This window comes from Maricaulis sp., assembly GCF_039978735.1.
Lineage (GTDB): Bacteria > Pseudomonadota > Alphaproteobacteria > Caulobacterales > Maricaulaceae > Maricaulis.
Map to the genome: position 1 here is coordinate 1 of NZ_JBDWAS010000005.1, position 20020 is coordinate 20020.

Annotated in this window: 15 protein-coding genes and 1 other RNA gene; 8 read left to right on the forward strand and 8 right to left on the reverse strand. The window is 57.4% G+C overall.

The genetic code is table 11. From position 1 onward, the window contains the following. Positions 1 to 345: 345 nt before the first annotated feature. The 4 genes from ABJO18_RS00865 to ABJO18_RS00880 all read right to left on the reverse strand — a co-directional run bounded on the left by ABJO18_RS00865 (position 346) and on the right by ABJO18_RS00880 (position 2934). Positions 346 to 831 (reverse strand): PaaI family thioesterase, encoded by a 486-nt coding sequence (locus ABJO18_RS00865; protein WP_348335059.1) that lies wholly within the window; start codon positions 829 to 831, stop codon positions 346 to 348. Further along, entirely contained in the window at positions 831 to 1328 is a 498-nt protein-coding gene (locus tag ABJO18_RS00870; protein ID WP_348335061.1) for a ClpXP protease specificity-enhancing factor SspB, read from the reverse strand. The genes ABJO18_RS00865 and ABJO18_RS00870 overlap by 1 nt, the downstream gene beginning before the upstream one ends. Before the next feature lie 156 nt (positions 1329 to 1484). Beyond that, positions 1485 to 1859: a transfer-messenger RNA gene (ssrA, locus tag ABJO18_RS00875) on the reverse strand. A gap of 16 nt (positions 1860 to 1875) precedes the next feature. Continuing rightward, complete coding sequence (locus tag ABJO18_RS00880) at positions 1876 to 2934, reverse strand: DUF3667 domain-containing protein (protein ID WP_348335063.1); 1059 nt, start codon at positions 2932 to 2934, stop codon at positions 1876 to 1878. A 119-nt stretch (positions 2935 to 3053) separates the two neighbouring features. Between ABJO18_RS00880 and ABJO18_RS00885 the strand changes: the two genes are divergently transcribed. Next, positions 3054 to 3605, forward strand: coding sequence for a helix-turn-helix transcriptional regulator (locus ABJO18_RS00885; protein WP_348515686.1), 552 nt, complete (start codon positions 3054 to 3056; stop codon positions 3603 to 3605). Between the two features lie 433 nt (positions 3606 to 4038). Here the strand turns inward: ABJO18_RS00885 and ABJO18_RS00890 are convergent, their stop codons facing one another. Beyond that, a complete protein-coding gene (locus ABJO18_RS00890) occupies positions 4039 to 4383 on the reverse strand; it encodes a helix-turn-helix transcriptional regulator (RefSeq protein ID WP_348335068.1) in 345 nt (114 codons plus the stop codon). Between the two features lie 254 nt (positions 4384 to 4637). On the opposite strand from ABJO18_RS00890, the gene ABJO18_RS00895 reads away from it, so the two are divergent. After that, on the forward strand, positions 4638 to 5717 hold the full coding sequence (locus ABJO18_RS00895) for a hypothetical protein (protein ID WP_348515687.1): 1080 nt from the start codon (positions 4638 to 4640) through the stop codon (positions 5715 to 5717). Between the two features lie 68 nt (positions 5718 to 5785). On the opposite strand, the gene ABJO18_RS00900 is transcribed toward ABJO18_RS00895, so the two are convergent. Continuing rightward, positions 5786 to 6937: a cysteine desulfurase family protein gene (locus ABJO18_RS00900; protein ID WP_348335072.1), complete on the reverse strand. Its 1152-nt coding sequence runs from the start codon at positions 6935 to 6937 to the stop codon at positions 5786 to 5788. Between the two features lie 139 nt (positions 6938 to 7076). On the opposite strand from ABJO18_RS00900, the gene ABJO18_RS00905 reads away from it, so the two are divergent. From ABJO18_RS00905 to ABJO18_RS00915, 3 genes are read left to right on the forward strand one after another with little or no spacing between them, the layout of a single operon-like run. After that, positions 7077 to 8015 carry a DUF4007 family protein gene (locus ABJO18_RS00905; protein ID WP_348335074.1) on the forward strand — a complete coding sequence of 313 codons (939 nt, stop codon included), beginning with the start codon at positions 7077 to 7079 and terminating at the stop codon, positions 8013 to 8015. Next, positions 8012 to 11338, forward strand: coding sequence for a hypothetical protein (locus ABJO18_RS00910; RefSeq protein WP_348335076.1), 3327 nt, complete (start codon positions 8012 to 8014; stop codon positions 11336 to 11338). Before ABJO18_RS00905 ends, ABJO18_RS00910 begins: the two co-directional genes overlap by 4 nt. Further along, positions 11335 to 12171: a phosphoadenosine phosphosulfate reductase family protein gene (locus ABJO18_RS00915; protein ID WP_348335078.1), complete on the forward strand. Its 837-nt coding sequence runs from the start codon at positions 11335 to 11337 to the stop codon at positions 12169 to 12171. The genes ABJO18_RS00910 and ABJO18_RS00915 overlap by 4 nt, the downstream gene beginning before the upstream one ends. Positions 12172 to 12179: 8 nt before the next feature. On the opposite strand, the gene ABJO18_RS00920 is transcribed toward ABJO18_RS00915, so the two are convergent. Further along, positions 12180 to 14579: a DUF262 domain-containing HNH endonuclease family protein gene (locus ABJO18_RS00920; RefSeq protein ID WP_348335080.1), complete on the reverse strand. Its 2400-nt coding sequence runs from the start codon at positions 14577 to 14579 to the stop codon at positions 12180 to 12182. Positions 14580 to 14783: 204 nt separating this feature from the next. Further along, on the reverse strand, positions 14784 to 16307 hold the full coding sequence (locus ABJO18_RS00925) for a recombinase family protein (RefSeq protein ID WP_348335082.1): 1524 nt from the start codon (positions 16305 to 16307) through the stop codon (positions 14784 to 14786). Positions 16308 to 16647: 340 nt separating this feature from the next. Between ABJO18_RS00925 and ABJO18_RS00930 the strand changes: the two genes are divergently transcribed. The 3 genes from ABJO18_RS00930 (at position 16648) to ABJO18_RS00940 (ending at position 19970) form a co-directional block, all read left to right on the forward strand. After that, positions 16648 to 18054: a hypothetical protein gene (locus ABJO18_RS00930; RefSeq protein WP_348515688.1), complete on the forward strand. Its 1407-nt coding sequence runs from the start codon at positions 16648 to 16650 to the stop codon at positions 18052 to 18054. Between the two features lie 267 nt (positions 18055 to 18321). Next, positions 18322 to 18663, forward strand: coding sequence for a DUF3768 domain-containing protein (locus ABJO18_RS00935; protein ID WP_348507777.1), 342 nt, complete (start codon positions 18322 to 18324; stop codon positions 18661 to 18663). Positions 18664 to 18869: 206 nt separating this feature from the next. Further along, positions 18870 to 19970: a type IV secretion system DNA-binding domain-containing protein gene (locus ABJO18_RS00940; RefSeq protein WP_348507778.1), complete on the forward strand. Its 1101-nt coding sequence runs from the start codon at positions 18870 to 18872 to the stop codon at positions 19968 to 19970. Positions 19971 to 20020 lie beyond the last annotated feature (50 nt).

Here is a 20020-nt window from a genome sequence, read left to right on the forward strand (position 1 = left end):
GCGTGGCCATCTGCGGGGACACCGGCAAAAAGCTCGACCGGCCCGTGCCTGCAGGTTTCGAGACGGTCCCGCAAGGGATCCGGGTAAATCTCCGCGTGCGGGATGCCTCGGGCATCACCACCAAAGCTTCAAATCGGACACTCGATGTCCGCCGTGCATCCCGCACCCCTCTCATCGCTCCAGGGTTCTGCCCGTGGAGGGTTTCGTGCTGGGTGCCATCACCACACACCGCTTTCCCCGGATTTATTCCGGGGTCTGGCGGCGTTTCAGGCGCAGGCTCAGCCGGGCCCCGGCACAAGGCCGGGGAAAACAGAGAGAGTAAGGAGAGAAGAAAGGCTTGGAGCCTTACCCGGCCGCCTTTACCCGCCGGACCTGGCAGGTGGCGCTGGAGCGGGCGGCGATTTCGCCGGACGGGGTCCAGATCGTGCCCTCCATGAAAGCGACCCGGCCGCCGATCTTCGTGGCGACACCGCGGGCCCGGCAGGGCTCGACCGGCAGGGGGGCAAAGAAGCTGGTCTTGATCTCCAGTGTCGGCACGCCGCACATGAAACGCTCGGACACCAGCACAGCCAGCGACATTACCTCGTCGAGCATGGCCGTAACGATACCGCCCTGCACGGAGTTGCGCAGATTGGCGAGCTGTTGCGTGGGGTGGAAATCCGCCTCCAGCCAGCGTTCCTCGATCGAGAAGTCGGCCAGCTGGAAGCCCAGCAGCTTGGAGGCGTAGGGATGGTTGGCGCGCTGGCCGAGATAGGCGCGGATTTCGTCCGCGCTCATCGGCTCGCGTGGCGTACCGGCCAGATCCGGGGCGACCAGGTCGGAGCCCGACATCACTTCTTGCGGAAGCTGTCCAGCGAGACGACTTCGGCGCCGTCGCCGCCGGGGGCCTTCTTCTCGCCCTTGCCGGCTTTGCCGCCGGCAGCCGCCTCGGGCTTTTCGGCCGGGGCGGCCTCTGTCTCGTCCTCGGCCGGGTCCTGCTCGAACTGCAGGTGGAAACCGACGCTGGGATCGTGGAAGCGCGAAATCGCCGAATAGGGCATTTTCAGGTATTTCGGTACGCCGGAGAATTTCAGCGTCACCTCGAAACCCGTCTCCGTGACGTCGAGGTCCCAGAACTGGTGTTCCAGCACGATCGTCATCTCTTCGGGGTATTTTTCCAGCAGGGTCGGATCGATATCCACACCCGGCGCCTGGGTGCGGAAAGTGATGTAGAAGTGATGCTGTCCGGGCAGCCCGCCGGGGCCGGCCGCTTTCAGCAGAGCCTGACGGACCACGCCGCGAAGCGCGTCCTGCGCCATCAAGTCATAGCGCATCAGGTCCTTGGCCATGTCGATCTCCCCCGATCACCCTGTCGAAAAAAGGGTACCCCAAGCCCGGGGCAGGTCAACGGATATCGGCGGCTGGACTGCAGATGGAGCCGCGGCGTGGTGAAGGATGGCCTAACCCGCCTGCGGGCGCCGTGTGTGAATGTCTGTATGGGGATAAGTGGAGGCTTCTGTTGCCAGGCGCCTCCGAGCCCCGCCTGGACCGGCTAAAGGGTCCAGGACTTTAAAGCGAGATTACCCGCGCTGACTACGCAGCGAGAGCGACCTCTTCAGCAAAGTTGTCGTTGGCAACTTTCATAAGCGAGCCTGTAACGGGCCTCACCCGGGCGAAAGCAATCCCCTTTACCCGTCCGTCGATCCTGTTTCGGCCCCATGCCATTCCGCCCACTTGCTGAAGGTGGTGCGGGGAAGGATATGGTGGAGCCGCCGGGTACTGCCCCCGGGTCCGGTCCGGTTATTACGAGCGCGTTTATCGCCATAGTCGGCAAGCCGACACTCGGGAATATAGGCAGGAAATGTGGCGAGTTGAAGGGGCGGCTGCGGTTGCGGCTCAGCCCGCGCTGACACGCAGCAGCGCCACGGTGAGGATGCCCATGGAAGCGAGATAGCCCGTCAGCAGCACCGGAAACCGCAAGGCCAGGCCCACCATGCTTGCCTTGTAGAAGCGGCGTTCCTGCCACAGGCTCAACACAAACATGCCGGCCAGAAGAAAGCTCAGCGGAACGCCTCTTTGCAGCCCGGCCGGGATCTGCAGTGCCAGCGCCAGGAGCAGGAGGAGGGGGATCATCGCCGTGTGCCAGTAGAAGGAATAGACGATGTGCTCGACGATCTTTCGCCGTGGATGAAGGAGCAGGTTGAGCGCCGCGAAGACCAGCACCATGGCGATGAAGGACTGGCTGAGAATGGCGCTGACCCGGTCCTCGAAACTGCCGGGCCTGCGGATCACCTCGATAAAGACCGGCGCAAACCAGCCCCAGCCGAACTCCTGCATCAGCGTGTGATAACAGGCCGCGTCCTCGCTGCGCAGAACGCGGCCCGGCGGCGTTTCGCCCCGCATGAAGGTGCCGATCATGAAGGTCGTGCCGCGGGCGTGGATCAGCATGCCGCTTGCGTCGAACTCGTCCGGACCCGGCAGGACGCCGCACGTAAAGCCGCTCGGAATGCCGGACTCCCGGACGAGCCTGTCGAGATTCTCTGCCTGTTCGCGCCGCTCGGCCGTCCATTCGGGCGTCTGGGCCCGGATCTCCGCCTCGCTGGGCGAAAACGCCACGCCGAACACGCGGATGCCTGCCAGCGCGAGCACCGCGAAGAAGGCGACAACCATGATCAGATAGAGCCGGATCGGCGGTGTCAGACCCGCCCGCTTGCCGCCGACATAGTCGGCTGCGACCTGTCCGGGACGGGTGTAAAGATGGCGAAGCGTGGTCAGAAGCCGGCCGTCCCAGGCGAAAAGACCGTCGAAATACTCGGCCAGAAGGGAGACGGCGGGACGCCGGATATCGGTCGTGGACTGGCCGCAGGATGGACAGAAACGGTCATCCGTGACCGCACCGCAATTGGTGCAGCGCGACGGGTCTGTGTCACCATTGCCGCCCGGTCGGTCTGTCACGTTGCCCGTGCCTCCTGCAGTCCCGGCCAAGCGACAATCAGGACGTGGAATGCTCTCGCGGGTCAAGCGGTCTGGTATGCGGATAAAATAAGGGCGCTGCCGGAAAACCGGCAGCGCCCTTGATCCATCCACCCGGCAGCCGTCAGCCCATCGTGAACACATTGGTCGGGTGCAGCTTGTTTCCTGGTCCGGGAATAACCTTCAGAATTCCAAATCCGGAGGCAGCCAGCATTCCTCGCAACGGCTTGTCCAACCTCTTGTTCGTGAAGCGGAAGACGCTTCAGCTTTCCAAGAAGGCCGTCGCCGGGAAGCTCGGTGTCCATGTCGAGGTGGTCGGGCAGTGGGAACGCGGCGAGCATCTGCCGCGGGTCAAATACGTCCCTGCGCTCGTTGACTTCCTGGGCGATGATCGCTGGCTGCCAAGCGATACATTCTCTGATCGATTGTATCGCTTCCGGGCAATGCGCGGCTGGTCTCAGGAAAAACTTGGCACTTGGCTTGGCGTCGATGGACGAACCGTCGGCCGCTGGGAAGACGGAGCGCCGCTGCCGGAGAAGCGGCGACGTGATTTTGATCGTCGCATGATGGAGGCGAGCGATCAGGAGCGACGGTCACGCATCGAGAAGAATGTGACGCCAAGAGCGGCCGCCTCGAATAGTGCCAGCGAGTAGTGCTCGCTTTCCCATGGGCGGCGTTTCTTGGGCAGGCGGGAGGAAAGCTCCGGATAGATGTTGCAGACAGCGGACGCGATGTCGTCTTTCGAGCTGATGCCATAGACACAGAAACGCTGCCGCACCGTCAGCCGGGAAATCTGGACAACCGCATGCCCATCACCACTGGCGTCCTGTGCGAGCAAGCGGAGAAGTGCGCGGATTCGGGCGCGGCGTGTTGATCGCGGTGCATCGCCGTCCTCGAGTAGGACATGCTTTGGCTTGAAGCCTCGGATCAGCGTACGGGCAACACACCGGCAGTGTTGATTTTTGTCTACCCTCGCTTCGTGTCCGCCCCAATCCAGCAGTCGCCGGTCGGCGTCGAACGCTACAAAATAGAGCCCTTTCGAACTGGGCTCTATGGCAAGTACATGCGCTATATATCGGCCGTTGCTCAAGGTGATGAGCCGTCCAGGCGGCTACAGAGGGACCGGATAAATTCGACCTTGGCAGGCGGGTGCCGATCAGGCGTGTTGTTGCAGCGCTTCAATAATTTTACGGCGCGCGCATGGGTTCGGCGTCGAAGATCTATCGTTGTGTCGGGCAGGAGTTTCGCGGCGGGAATATCGAAAATCAGTTCGTACGAGATGAGTGTCAGTGTGTCCGGGCGTACAAGTCCGCGTTCAAATCGTGAGATCGTGCTAAAGCTGGTTCCGACCAGTTGGGCAAGTTCGGCCTGGTCGAGCCCGCCACGCCGGCGGCAGGCTTTGAGCCGAATAGCATTGGCATCAAACATCATTTGAAAGCACCGCGCCGTTAGCAGCACGGTGCGTGTCTATTTTGGCATGTTTGGCGCGCATGCGCAGACGTGGGCATTTGCAGACTGTGCAAATGCCCACGCCGTGACACGGTGCGAATGATGCGGGCTAAACTGATGGTTCGAATTTGCTTTATCATCAGGGAAGTTCGCATCGATAGGAGACTCTTGTGCCGACAAGGCAGGCAGTTACGGTAAACCGCGAAGAACTCTACGATCTGGTCTGGTCACAGCCCATGCTCCACGCCGCCAAGCAGTTCGGCATCAGCGGCAATGGCTTGGCCAAGATTTGCAAGCGGCTCGAAATTCCCTATCCGCCGCGCGGCTATTGGGCGCAAGTTCAGGCGGGGAAGAAGCCGAAGAAGGCGCCGCTACGTGCGGCAGGCGCCAGGACTCCAGAAGCGACCGTCATCCGGCCAACACCATCACCGGCTCCTCCCCGACCTGATCCCATTGGAGATGCCGTAAGGGCGGCGGAAGACATTCCCGAGGTCCCAGTCCCGGCGGACTTGCGCCGGTCGCACCCGATTGTGGCGGCATGGGTGGAGGAAGACCAGCGACGGCGTCGGGAATCGCGCCACAATAGCTGGTCGGTTCATACCCCGACGACCGACCTCGACAAGCGGATATGGCGCATCAAAAGCGCGCTGTTCAAGGTGCTTGAAAAGCGCGGTCATGAAATCGAGCACGAGCGCGGTCGCCCGCGCGTACTGTGGTTCGTCATCGACAGCGAGCGCATCAATTTCTCGCTCTACGAGCGAGTGCGGCACCGGAAGGAGCGGCTGACCGCCGAAGAACGGCGAAACCGTGAAAGCTGGCTGAGCCAGACATGGAAACAATGGACCGAACCCACAGGTCTGCTCAAGTTTTCCGCCCATGCCGAGATAATGGGCAAGCACCGCCAAAAGGAATGGGAAGAGAAGGAGGGCGCTCCTATCGAGGGCCGGCTTGGAAAGATTGTGATCGCTCTGGAGGCGATGGCAGTCCTAGCTGCCGAAGAGCGCGCGCGGCGCGCCGAACAGGAACGTATCCGCCGCGAGGAGGAGCACCGTCATTATCTTGCCCGGCGCGCTCGTGAGCATGACCAGAAGCGGTGGAACCGCTTCCGCCAAATGGCGACGGACTGGGAGGAATGCGACCGCCTGCGGCGCTTCATAGCTGTCCTCGAATCCGAAGCGGTCGCACTGGTGGAACCATCGCCACAGCTGGAAGAGCGTATTGCTTGGGCACGGGCGCGGCTAAACGCGATGGATCCGATGGCAGAAGGTGCAACTGGTGTTGCTGCCAGGATCGAGGCCGTGAGCGAATGGGACTAACACGGTCTTGTACAGCACCGTCTTGTCTAACCACTTTGCGAAGTGCAATCGCAATTCGGCACTATCTATCAGCTATCGGCGGCGTCAATCGCGTTTATGATCAACTCCACGGCTTGATCGATCTCAGCTCTTGTTGTGGGCAAACCAACCGATAACCGAACGCAGCTTCGCGCCTCTTGTGGTTGAAGGCCGATCGTCAGCAACACGTGAGAGGGACCCTCTGCGCCGGATGCGCACGCTGATCCAGTGGAGGCCGAGAGACCCGGCTGTAGCTCTGCAAGAAGAGTCTGAGCGTCCACCCCTGGGATCATCACGTTCAAATTCCCCGCGTGCCGTCTGTCGCTGCCCACGAGTTCCAAATTTGGTATTGCAGAGGATAATCCTTCGAACAGCAATTTTGACATAGCCGCAAGATGCTCGATATTTTTGCTAAGGTGTTCTTGAGCTTCTTCCAGTGCGGCAGAAAACCCTACCACCAACGGGGTGGGGACCGTTCCTCCTCTCAGGCCGCCCTGCTGCCCGCCTCCAGGAACGAGCGGGGTAAGATGAGACAGAGTTTCCCAGCGACCACACAGGGCGCCTACACCCTTTGGGCCATAGCATTTGTGAGATGACAGGCTAACTAAGTGTGCGTGGCTTAGCACGTGCTTGAAACTTGTCACAGCTGTCGCTTGGGAAGCATCGGAGTGAAGGGTGGCATCAAACCTGTCCGCTATTGCAGCAATTTCGGCGATGTCCTCGATGGTTCCGATCTCGCCATTTACGAGACCTATGGACAACAATGCGGCACCCTCTTGCAGACGTCCTATTAGCTCCTCTCGATCAACCCGCCCGCCGCGATCGACTTTCAGGACGGTGCGATGGGCTCCGAACATCCGCTCAGCCTGCTTTGCGGCTTCCAGAACCGATTTGTGCTCTGCGGCACCCACCAATATCCGTGCTGCTGTGCCTTGCTCGTAGGCGGATATCGCATATCCAAGAATCGCTAGAGCGTTCGCTTCCGTCGCTCCAGACGTAAAAACAACTTCGTCCTCGCCTATGGCCAGCCGAGAGGCGATTCTCGAACTCGCTTCCCGCACAGCTTCAGTTGCGGCCCACCCTGCCGAGTGTTCCCGGGAATGAGGATTGCCATAGTGTTCTGCCCAATATGGCTCCATAGCTCTTAGGGCCGTGGATGAGGTGGGCGTGGACGACTGGTAGTCTAAATATATGTTTTTCATAACATTATTCCTGAGGACCTCAGCTCACCCGTCGCGTCAGCCTTCCATTGCTCGAGCCTGGAAGATACCTCCAGTTCTTAATTGACCTTAGCCGGGGCGGCTCCTAAGGTCGACCTGGAACTAATCTCCAGGTAGTACTATGCTTCGCGGAAAAATCTATCAGCCGGACTACACGCCCCATTTTTCCGGGCACGAAACCTTCCCGCTCCGATATGGGTGGTTGAAAAAGGCTGTGGATGCCGTCCTCGCTCCGGACATCCCGTCGGACATATTCTTCTCCGACGAGGCGATCGCCCACTTCGGTGTAGGGCGTAATATGGTGAATTCAATAAAGTTTTGGGCGCTCGCCACCGGCGTGCTGGTTCAGGAAAATCTACGCTCTGAATTCAAGCTCGGTCCGCTTGGGCATGAGCTCTTTCGGCCGGAGGGAGTAGACCCCTACATGGAGCACCCCTCTACCTTATGGGCATTGCATTGGAACCTGTGCTCGCAACCGAAACGCACAACGTGGCACTGGGTGTTTAGCTATCTCAGTCATCCGGTTTTCGAACGGGAGCAAGTGGTCGAACGCTTGCTGGCAGTGGCATTGGAGCGCGGGTGGTCACGTGTCTCCAAGGGCACTGTGAAGCGAGATGTGGAATGCTTTCTGCGCACCTATAATGCCAAGCCCGCAAGCGGCGACGACGCGCTCGAGTCGCCACTCGTTGAGCTCGGTCTTGTTCAATCGGTCGGCCGGCGCGATGGGTTTCGGCTGAATATCGGCCCTAAGCCTTCGCTTGACGACGGTGTTTTTGCTTATGCTGTCGGCAGCTTCTGGCGAGCCACATCAGATGCCAACTCCATGAGTTTCGAGAGTTTGGCTTACGATCCGGGAAGCCCAGGAAGGGTATTCCGACTGGAAGAAGACGATCTTATCGAGCGGCTCGCAGGCTTGTCGGAAACGACAGATGGCGCGATGGCTTGGTCCGAGACCGCGGGCTTAAAGCAGCTAACTCGGAGGGGAGAACTGGAGGAGCGGGATGAGCTCGACTTTCTCCGTATGGACTACCCGCCTGCAGAGGCGAGGAGCGCCGCATGAACTCGCTGATGGAGACCGTCACAGTCGCTCCCCGCTACCAAAAGGCCATACGGCTTGATGCGGACATCGACCAAGCAGAGGCATTGGAGGGATATGTCTCATCGCCCTCAACCGTTGAGCTTGTCGCTTCTATGGCATCCCATGTAGAGCAATCTGGCCAAGCCGCTTTCACATGGACGGGGCCGTATGGAGGGGGAAAGTCCTCTCTTGCAGTCGTGCTTTCCGGCCTTTTCTCCAATGACGACATTATCCGCAGGGCGGCTGAACGGGCTATTGGCGAGAAGGCCACAGCCAAAGTACGCAAAGCATTTCCTGGTTCCGACAGTGGCTGGAAGACCATCGGTGTAGTCGGAAGCAAAACAGACCCTGTTGGATCGATAGCAAACGCTCTTGGCCTTCACGAGCAAGGCGTTTCTGAAACGAAGCTCCTCGAAGTGTTCGATCAGCAGCTTTCCGAGCAGGCTGGATTGCTCTTGATCGTCGACGAAATGGGCAAGTTTCTGGAGGCGGCCGCCGCGGGCGAGGCAGATGTTCACGTCTTTCAACAACTTGCGGAGATGGCCAATCGAAGCAAGGGCAGATTCGTCTTTGTTGGCGTGCTTCATCAGGCGTTTGGCGACTATGCGGGCCGTGTCTCACGAGAGAAGCGCGACGAATGGTCAAAAATCCAAGGACGTTTCACAGACCTCGTCGTGAACCTAGCAGAAGAAGAACAGTTAGAGGTCATTTCTCGGGCCATCGTTAGCGAAACTGGTCAAAACGACGAGTTTGTGACGATCGCAAAATCCGCTGCAAACCTCGCGCAGCAAGGGCGTCGGCACCGCAGCAAACATCTCGTCGATGTTTTGGGTCGTTGTTGGCCCCTCCACCCTGTAACGGCTATGCTGCTAAGTCCAATCTCGCGCCGTCGCTTTGGGCAGAACCAAAGAAGCGTTTTTGGCTTCCTCAATTCCCACGAGCCGGAGGGATTTCGGAGTTTTCTGCGCGATGCGCAGCTCGGTGAACTTTATGAACCCGCGCGCCTTTGGGATTACCTTCAAATCAATCTTGAAGCATCCATTCTTGCTTCACCAGATTCTCATCGGTGGGCTACCGCATCTGAAGCCTTGGCAAGAGCTGAGACCCTGGGGGCAACTCCTAGCCATCTTCACCTATTGAAGACCATCGCTCTACTCGATCTATTTGGCGAACGGGTGGGGCTCAGAGCTACGCAGGCTATTCTAGAGCTTTGCGCTCCTAAAGATGTAGCTGCGCAAATCAGCGACCTGTCACGATGGTCCCTTATCGTCTTCAGAAAATTCAAAGATGCCTACGCTGTTTTTGCCGGTAGCGATTTCGACATAGATAGGGCGCTTGAAGAAGCCTATCGCGAAGCTCCGGCGCTCAAGCTGTCGAAGCTCTCTGAGCTTTCTTCGCTACACCCAACGTTGGCTAAGCGCCACTACCATTCCACTGGGGCGATGCGGTGGTTTGCGAACATTCTATTGTCGGCCGACGATCTCAAGAACGAAGCGCCGCCCAAACTGCCCAAGGGGGCGCTTGGTGCATTCGCTCTTGTGGTTACGTTAGACCCCAGCGAAAACGATGAACTGCCGAAACTCGCAAAAGCGGCGAGCCGGCGTTGGGGTAAGCATGGCCCGCTGCTCGGCGTTTCTGAGCGCTCCTCCCGCGCCGTTGAGTTTGCCCGTGAAATGCAGGCGCTAGAATACATTCAGGACACGAATGTCGAGCACTCCGGCGATGCTATCGCCCGGCGGGAGGTCGCCTCGCGAATCGCAGAGCTACGGGCTCGCGCCGAAGTCGAAATTCAATTGGCCTTTGAGGCGGCTGAATGGGTTTCCGCTGGAAGGGCTCCCATTCGCTTGGCAGGCGCGGATCGTAGTCGCTATGTGAGCGACGCGGCGGAAAGCAGATACCCAGATCGCCCGATTATACGGAATGAACTGCTGAATCGGGACAAGCCATCGAGCAATGCCGTCGCGGCCCAAAATGCCTTGCTCAAAGCGATGATCTTGAGGGAGGGCGAATCTCGCCTCGGCATTGAAGGTTTTCCGGCTGAAGGAGGGCTATACGCGGCGTTGTTGGAAACGCCCGGCCTCCATCGAAAGTGCAAGGGGCAGTGGCATTTCATGTCACCTGAGCCCAAAAAAGATCCAGCGAATTTGACGCCGCTCTGGAAGTCCACTGAGGCCTTCCTTGAAGATCGAAGTGACAGGACCGTTGGGCTTCATGAGGTCTATGCCTTTTGGAGGGATGGTCGCGCCGGTTTGAAATCTGGATTGATGCCAGTTCTGTCGATGGCGTTCATCCTGTCGATGCGCGACAAGATCGCCTTCTACCGAGAAGGCGTCTTTCAGCCGTCGCTCAAAGACGTTGATGCTGATGTGCTGGCCAGAGATGCCGCCGACATCCAACTTCGGTGGATGGACCTCTCTGTTGAGGCTAAGGCCATGCTGTCCAGTATGGCAACGACTGTACGAGATCTCGATGGTCAAAACGAGCTTCTCGACCTTCAACCCATCGACGTCGCGCGCGGCCTAATTTCCATCTTTTCCGATCTGCCGCCGTGGACGACAAAAACACTGCGTCTCTCAAAAAATGCACTGCGCGTACGAAACCTCTTCAAGAAGGCACACGACCCTAACAAGTTGCTTTTTGATGACTTGCCTCGCGAACTCGGTGGGGTAACCGGCGATAACAATTTGAGCGATCTCAGCGCCGGCGTCCAAGCTGCTCTGCGTGAACTCGTGGACGCCTATCCGAATGCGGTGCGGCGTCTCGAAACGCTGCTCTTGGCTGAGCTGAATGTTCCAAGCGAAAGTGAAGAGGCGTTGGCGGACCTGCGTGAGCGCGCGCTGAACGTCCAGAGGATGTCTGGCGATCACCAGATAGATGCTTTCGTGGGGCGCCTTGCTGCGTTCAAAGGTGCTCCCCAGGACATGGAAGGACTGATTAGCTTGGTCCTGTCCAAACCTCCCTCCATGTGGAGCGACGCGGATATCGATAAAGCGGCGCTGGAGCTCGCAGACCATGCCCAGCAATTCAATCGTCTTGAGGCCTATGCGCGGGTAAAAGGTCGCCCGGACCGCCGGCATGCGGTGGCGTTGGTTCTCGGCTTCGACGGACGGCCGACACCCTTGGCCCACGACTTTGAGGTGACAACCCAGGACCAAGCGCAGATTGACGCGCTTGCAGAACGTTTGTCGAAGGCGATCGCTGAAGCGGGAACTCATTCCGATGAGGTGGTTTTAGCTGCCTTAGCGAAACGCCTAACCGAGACAATCAAGTCCAAGACCCAAGCGACAGAGGTGGCAGAAGCATGACCGGCGATACGAAACATGTTCTCGGTCTATCGGGCGGCAAAGATAGCGCAGCGCTGGCCGTCTACATGCGTGAAAACCACCCCGAGCTGGATATAGAGTACTTCTTCACTGATACGGGAAAAGAGTTGGAAGAAGTCTACGAGTATCTCGGCCGCCTTGAGGGTTTTTTGGGCAAGCCAATCACTCGACTGAATCCCGACCGCGACTTCGATTTTTGGCTGAAGCAGTACAAGAATTTTTTGCCCTCCGCTCAGACGAGATGGTGCACAAGGATGCTCAAGCTGCGTCCCTTTGAGACTTGGTTGAAGCCGATGCTTGAGACCGGAACCAAGGTGATGAGCTATGTGGCAATTCGGGCTGATGAGGAATATCGCGACGGCTACATGTCGACGCACCACAACCTCCAAACGGCACTTCCGTTTAAGGATGCCGGGATAGACAAATCTGGGGTGTTTGAGATCCTTGAAGGGTCTGGTCTAGGATTGCCGGCCTATTACAGTTGGCGCTCCCGCAGCGGGTGCACGTTCTGCTTCTTTCAGCAGAAAATTGAATGGGTTCGTTTGCTCGAAAATCACCCGGGCGATTTTGAGATTGCAAGAAGTTACGAAAAAAACGCTCTTGAACACGGCTCGCCATTCACTTGGAGTCAAGGTGAGTCCCTCGATGAATTGTCTCGCCCTGATCGGATCGCACAAATCAAAGCCGAACATCAGAAGCGTCTCGACCGAGCTCGCAAGAAGCTCCAACGGAACCCGCTTCGGCCGGATGATGAACCGATGGATATTGATGAGCTGTATGGACAGGCAAAAGTCTGCCTTGCGTGTCATAAATAGCGGTTTGTTTATCCCAACCAAGGGCGAAGGCGCCGCCAGAGCCTCGCCGCAAGCATCTTGCCGCGTTGGTTAATCACCGCTTCAGTCCAATCGGTGTGGGTCTGCCCGTTGACTTCTAGTCTCTCGAAGCGGGCCAGTGATCGTAGAATATGAACCTCTGTCGCATACTTAATTATCTGAGACTTCTGATCTTCCAACGCTTCTGCCACGATCGGGTCTGCTTCGAATAGTTGCTCAATCGCGGGGGCACTTTCGCAAGCTAGCGCCTTAAAAAAGGAGTGCTTGCGAGCCCAACTTCCATTGCTTGCGCTGGAATTAAATTTCTGGGGCATAAGTGTAAGGTTTCCGATGCATGTCGCGCGACTATTCCCATATATATTGGGATCCCAGATGTGGCCGGCTTCGGGCTCTAGTGGGGCGATGTGTTCGACTGTGCCGTATTCATCAGCGTACCAATTCTGCGGACTTAGGAGTGCTGAATGCCCATCTTGTAGCATAGCGTCGGTATTTTCTGAAAATGACGCGCGATCGTGTGCGACAAGCAACGCAAACCTACAAAGTGTGCTATGCGCGCGTTCGCCGAACCGGGTTGCTTCCGCAGCTTTCTCTGCAAACGTATCTTCACTATCACCCAGCTTCCATTTTTGATTAACCAGGTGCAGGAGGGCTCCGCGAAGCTCAGAGACCGTAAAATCTCTAGGTTTCGCTCCGTCAAAACGTCTTGCGAGTGATGGGCAGCCCGCAACCTCCTGAATGAAGAGCTTGTGGTACTGACCATCGATGCCTGCCGTTGACCCAGAACACGCGCGAAAAAGTGTGGTGAAAGCAGCTATTGCCTTAAGGCCCTGGCAGAATTCGTACGCTGCGGTCCTAATGGCAGCTTCTCCTTGGGCCGACTCAACTCTCTCTACCAATTTGGCCACCACGGGATAGGTCATCCTGTGCTTCATTGACCGAAGGTAGGCGACTGCCAGCTTAGCCTCATTTCGCTCTGTTAAAGACTGACCCGCAAAGTATCTATCAGGTAGCCGATCTTCACTGCGTGCTCCTGTGAAAATTCCGCACGCATCAGCGACATAGCCGACCCCCTGGTACATATCGCGTGACGCTGCGCGGTCATTCGCAAGTTCATTCCTGCATGACTTGAGAAAGCTTCTCTGCTTTTCGAGTTTTGCACCAGGGCGCGATCCATTCTGTGCGAGTGCGATGGATATCATCAGGTTTCCAGCCGCTGTTCGCTCTCTTCCTGCTCGGTCTTCGTCCTCCTGATCGCGCTCTCGAGACAGAAAGTTTTCGATTTTGGTCAGACTTGTTCGCGCAGCTTGTTGCTCTCCCAAGTTCCCGTCTATCATAAACTCTGTAATATCAGCCCTAAGTAAATCTACTGCAGTTAGTGGGACTCCAGTGCTATTTAATGTGTCGAATAGCTCAAATGCCTGCTCTTGATCGAAACTAGTGATTCTAACGAGGTCGAGGCGTGATAGGAGGTGTTCTGCAAATACAAATATACTAAACAGGTTTTTGAAATTTGCATGAACTCCGTCGTTCTCAACTAATTCCAACACGTTTTCTGGGCAATTAAGGGTATATAGATCGCACACGGATCTAAAATTATCTACAAGATCGTTTTGTGAATAACTTGGGAAAAGCCCGTTTCGTTCTGTAAGCATTTTTACGCAAACATTTACGGACGCCGATATCTCCTTGAACACGCCCTTTATTTGGTCATGGCGACCATCCGTATTTATAGCGTCATCGTAGAATTCGCCATAGTCATATCGTTGATCCGGGTGTTCTAAAAAGTGGTGCATCGCCGAGTAGATTAGGCGAGCTTGAGGGCTGTTGAAGTTGTGAAGGGCCTCTCTTCCGAAATTCCACTGGTCGTCAGGTGCCCGCGAGAGCCTTGGAAAGCGACGATCGGTTCTTTCATCGTCTTCAAGTTGTAGTAGAAGCAGTTTGTTGAGTTGGGAGTCGATACTACTTGATCGCCGACGCAACCACTCTATAGCTTCATCCACCACGGGGCCTCCGACACCGCCCATAGAGACTTGTCGACCGCCGGCCTCAAATTCCCGCATTGTGGATATCAGGCATTTTTTAATGCATAGGCCGATAAGTGATATTGTTGTTATTCTTTGCTGCCCATCAATAATTCTAAAAACTTTAACTTCTGTCGGGTCTTCTTCATTGTTGTCATCTGAGATTAGAATAACGCCGCCGATGAATGCGCGCTTCTTTTCCGATCTAGAAATCCCGGCATTTATACTATCAAATATTGTCTCAAAAAATTTCTTTATGTCATCGTTAGACCACGCGTACATTCTCTGGAATGGCGGTATTACAAGCCCATGATTTTGTGTGAATACTGTCTTTAAATTTCCGGCTTTGGCCTGCACGGGTTTTACCATGTTGTCTCTCATTTGCACGTAGAGCGAGCTTGATGGTATTGCGCACTGAATGGCAATAGGCAAATGCGACATCGTGAGCGATCAGTGGCGGGAAAAATTGGCCTGGAAAGACGCTACCGACCAGCAGCTCTGAGGGTTCGGCGGCAAGCGCCAAGTTGATCAGCTTTGTGTCACAGAGTGCCACCATGTCCTCTGTCCAATCTGCTACGAGCTCGGGCTATGGCGATTGCCGACATGGTTATTCGCACCTCGTGCAAGCCACCACGCCATTTTTCGCATAATGGCTCTCATCGGGCAGCCGTTAGGGATGGAAGCGCGTTTTGCGAGTAGGTCGTAGGCAAAATGCAGCTCAATAGAGAGCTTTTTTCCATCCACCCAAAAGTTCGCGCACGTCAAATCGAGCAATTCGCGCGATTCTGGCGTATTCGCCGAAAAATGGCTCAACTGCGGGCTCTGAGCGAGTTCGCGCATTTTCCGTATGAAGTCATGATTTTCAGCCCGATTAAGGCCAATATTCGAACGCTCATGCTCAGCATCGGCCAGCTGGAGCAGAAGTCCCTGGCGACGTTTGCGATAGACATCGTCGGTGAGGGGCCCATCAATCAGCAGGTCCGTGAGGCGTTCGAGGCGCTGTTCGATCTGGTGGATCTGCAAATCTATCCGCTTTCGCGCTTCGGCCTCCTTGGTGCGGAAGTCGTTTTTCAGATCTTCGTATGCGTCCATGAGCTGGTCGGCTTCCTGCTCGGATATCTGGATACGGGAGAGGGCGGCGCCGACCTGCACATCCACATAGTCCTCCCGGATGCAGCAGGCTGAACACGTCTTGTTGCGGCATCGATAGTAGACGCGGTCCTTCTGCAACTCTCCAATGAGCAGGCGTTTGCAGGTCGCACAACGCAGCCGGCGCTTGTACGCGAAGTCGTGCACGCGCAGCTTTTCTCCGGACTTACCCTGCAGGATGTTCTGTATCCGCTCGAACAGGCGCGGGGATATCAAAGGCGTGTGGACGCCCTTGAAGGTTTCGGCGGTTTTGGAAAGCCGAATGACGCCCGCGTAGAATGGATTGTTCAACATGCGCCCGATCATGCTCGTGGAGAGCGGTTTGCCGGACGGGCTGCGCAGGCCCCGTTGTGTCATTTCTTCGCGTAGCGTGGTGATCGAGTAGCGTCCTGTTCCGTAGAGTTCGAAAGCTTTGGTCACTAGCGGCCCTGCGGTCGGATCGACCGTCTTGGGCTTGCCAGGACCCTGGTTGAGATAGCCGATCGGGGCGGGGAGGGGATAGAGGCCTTGCTTGAGGCGGCCGTAAAAACCCTTTCGCGTCTCCTCGCGCAGATTCCGGATGTAGTCGGCTGCGATCACCACCTGGATGTCGGCCGACAATCGCCCGCTTCGTGACGACAGATCGAGATCCTCGTTGGCGATATGGACTTCAACGCCCAGATCGCCCAACTCGCCAAGATCGGCCCAGTCCCGGAAATTCCTCGTGCCGCGGTCAACGCGGTGCAGAATGACCCCGCTCGCTTTTCTTCGGCGAAGCTGTTTGAGCATCGCACCGAAGACGGGTCGGCCCTGCTTAGCGGCGGTTTGCCGTTCCTCGAACCACTGGGAAATCGTGAGATTCTTTCGGTCCGCGTATTGCTGAATAGCGCTACGCTGTTCCTGAAGCGAAACGCCTTTCTGTCCTTGTTTGACAGTCGACACACGAATGTACGCGAAATATTCCCTCATATATCAATTAGTTATTTGATCTATAAGATAGAATCCTTTTTCGAAAGAGTCGAATCTCTTCGGGGGGAGTTGTCGGCCCGTGATTGAGAGCTGAGGCGCATAGCGATGCGTTCGACGAGGGCGATATAGCGCAGCAGCTGCGCTTCTTCTGCCTGGATTTGCCCTTCCGTGAACTCGTCCGGAAGGAGGGCGCGCAAGAACTCGATGCGGGGCGGGTTTGGTGTAGACATAGGTTCTGAGCATACCCTGGCGGGCGTTCCGTTGTAGGCGTGGGTACTCGCATGCCCTGCAAATGCCCACGTCTGGTGGCCGCGCCGGTCACGGGCGATGCTTTGCGCATATGCCAAAAAACGAAAAACAGGCTCAGCAAGAACGGGAGCCCAATACCAAGCCATCCAAGGTCAATGTGCCGGTCGTGTCGGCGATCGGTCCGCATGGGGAGTTGATCGAGACTATCTTCGATACTGATCGCGAGCGACCAAAGCTTGCCATCTGGAAGAACTTGAACGCACAGGTCCTTGACAGCTACACGCCGGACAGCCTGACACGCTACGTGCCCTTTGCGGGAGCCAAAGCGCTGGTCGAGCACAATGTCGTCCAGTTCGCGCAGGGGCCGATGGAATACGGAACGACCTGCGACCTCGTCGATGCGATCCGGGCCTACATCCACAAATATGTCGATGTCTCGGAAGCCTTCGAGCGGCTCGCCGCCAACTACGTGTTGTTGACCTGGGTGCATGACCGGTTCAACGAACTGCCGTACCTGCGTCGGCGCGGCGACTATGGAACTGGGAAGACGCGCTTTTTGACCGTCGTCGGATCGATCTGCTTCAAGCCGATTTTTGCGGGCGGCGCGTCGACCACATCGCCGATCTTTCATCTCCTCAATCAGATTGGCGGGACGCTGGTGATCGACGAGGCGGATTTCCGCTTCTCCGATGAAAGCGCGCTCATCGCGAAGATCCTCAATGCTGGCAATGTGAAGGGGTATCCTGTGCTGCGAAGCGAGACCACCAATGGCAAGGATTTTCGTCCCCGCGCGTTCAAAGTCTTCGGTCCCAAACTGGTGGGTATGCGTGGGCGATACGACGATCCGGCGCTGGAAAGCCGTTTCCTCACCGAGACGAGTTCCAATCCGACTGATCGACAGGATGTTCCTATCAACCTGCCCAGCGAGCAGGCGGCCGATGCTGCCGTTCTTCGCGACAAGCTTCTCTTATACCGGTTCCGGAACTTTGCGCGCCTCGGTGCGCCGGACCGGCTCGACGCGGCTGCGAACGGTATAGAGCCGCGCATGCATCAGATCTTGGCACCCCTGATGTCCGTTGCCGAGGAGGAGACCGATCGCCAAGCGATCCTTGCCCATGCGTCAGCGGCTCAGGAGGCGCTCAGAGAAGCCCGCGGCCAAACGATCGAGGCCGAGGTGCTTACCGTAATCAGGAAGCTGATGAAGAGCGAGCAAGGTGTCGGGGTGCGCATCCAGGATATCGCATCGGCACATGGACGCGCCTATCTCGATGCCGTCAGCAAGCCGCTCGCTCCGCGCGCCATGGGGGACATCGTGCGCACCAAGCTGAATTTGAAGACCCGGAAGAGCCATGGCGTATTCATCGTGTCCAAGACGCAGCACGGCACGCTGGAACGGCTCTACGAGCGCTATAGCGTGACCGATGAGGATGTGGCCCGATTAGCCGACCTTCTGGGGGAGACGACGCACATGGAGTTCGGGGACATTGGGGGAGGGTAGGCGGACGAGGCAGTGTAGCGTCCACGCCTTGGCGTTTGCGGGGCAACAGCGCCCCGGGTGGGCGCCAACACCCCCCAACGTCCCCAAAGTATCCATTTGCAGCTGCTGCAAATGCCCACGTCTACCGGAACGCTACCGATTTGCGAGAATGCAGGCGTGCGGGGAGCTGCCATCCTCCGCACGATTATCAGCATCGGACACGCCGTTCTTTCGGTGTCGTCCGCCGGCATCGACTGGCGATGTCGGCGACGCGATACGGAGAGAGACATGGAAACGACGACCGACTGCCGGACTTGCACGATCCGCGAACTCAACGATGACCTGCGGATCAAGGGAGAGGGTGGTCAGATGTTCATGACCCAGGGCGTGAAGGAGAAGGGTGAGGTGTTCTACACCGCTGCCGTTCATGCGCTGCGCGTGTATGACGACTTCACATCGGAAAACGATCCCTACGGCGACCACGACTTCGGTCGGTTTGTGATCCAGGGCGAAGCGCTTCTCTGGAAGATCGACTACTACGACGAGAACATGGAATTCGGGTCCGACGATCCGTCCAATCCAGACAAAACCACGCGCGTGCTCACGCTGATGCTCGCGAACGAATACTAGCTCTTTGGCCCCGCCCTTCGCGGGGCCTTTTCCTGCGTTGGCAACCTTCTGCTGGCGCGTCCTGCAAATCCCCACGTCTACGCGGGCAGGTTTTGTGCCGGTAGGCTTGGAGAATGCATCACCAATACAATCGAGCCGTCCGGTATTTCGCGCGTGTCCGGCACCGCGATGACGACAGGCTATTCGGTATCAAACAAGCGGACCGCATGTCCCACATCTATGTTGTCGGCAAGACGGGGACGGGGAAAACCACCCTGTTGGAGACCATGCTTGAAGGCGACATTCGAAATGGGGTCGGATGTGCGCTGCTCGATCCACATGGCGATCTGGCCGAGCGGCTGCTGCGTGGAACGAGTGCCGAGGAAAAGGCTCGTATCGTCTATGTCGACCCGGCCGATCCGAAGGCAACGATCAGCTACAATCCGCTGATGCGCACCACGCCGCCATTGCGCCCTCTCGTAGCTGCGGGCCTCCTGGACGTCTTCAAGCTGATGTGGAGCGATGCCTGGGGCTCGCGGATGGAGCACGTGCTGCGCAATGCGCTCTTGGCGCTTCTCGACCAGCCCAAAGCAACACTACCGGACATCCTGCTCCTGATCACCGATGACGCATTCCGGAAAACGGCATTGCCTCATATCCAGAATGAACAGGTCCGGCGCTATTGGGAGAGAGAGTTCCCGGCCTATGCCAAGCGCTATCGAGGCGAGGCCATCGCGCCGATCCAGTCGAAGGTCGGCGCACTCCTCGCGGATCCGCGGCTCTTGCGCTTCTTCACGGCGAAGACCGAGCCACTGCGGCTCCGCACGCTCATGGACGATGGCAAGGTGCTTGTCGTGAACCTTTCTAAGGGGCGACTGGGGGCTGATAGCTCCGCGCTTCTGGGAGGCGTTCTGACGACAATGCTGGGCGTTTCGGCCTTCTCGCGGGTCGCGCTGCCGGAAAACCGCCGCCGGCGTTTTTTCGTCTACATTGACGAGTTCCAGACTTTCACGACCCTCGCACTCGCGCAGATGCTTGCCGAGCTGCGCAAGACCGGGGTTGCCATGGTTTTGGCGCACCAATTCCTGCAGCAGATCGACCCGCCCGTGCGCCACGCGGTGCTTGGCAATGCCGGGACCCTTATCACCTTTCGAGTGGGGGCCGAGGATGCAGCCTATTTGGCAAAGGAGCTTGAGCCGAAATTCTCCCGTCTCGATCTCATCAATCTGCCCAACCACCACATCTACCTTCGACTGATGATCGACGGTGCGCCAAGTCGGCCGTTCAGCGCGACAACGATCCTGCCCGATCAAGTCCCGTCAACCTAGCTACCCAATGGTGGACTCGCTTAGGTTGTCAATTTCGTGTATCTATTCTT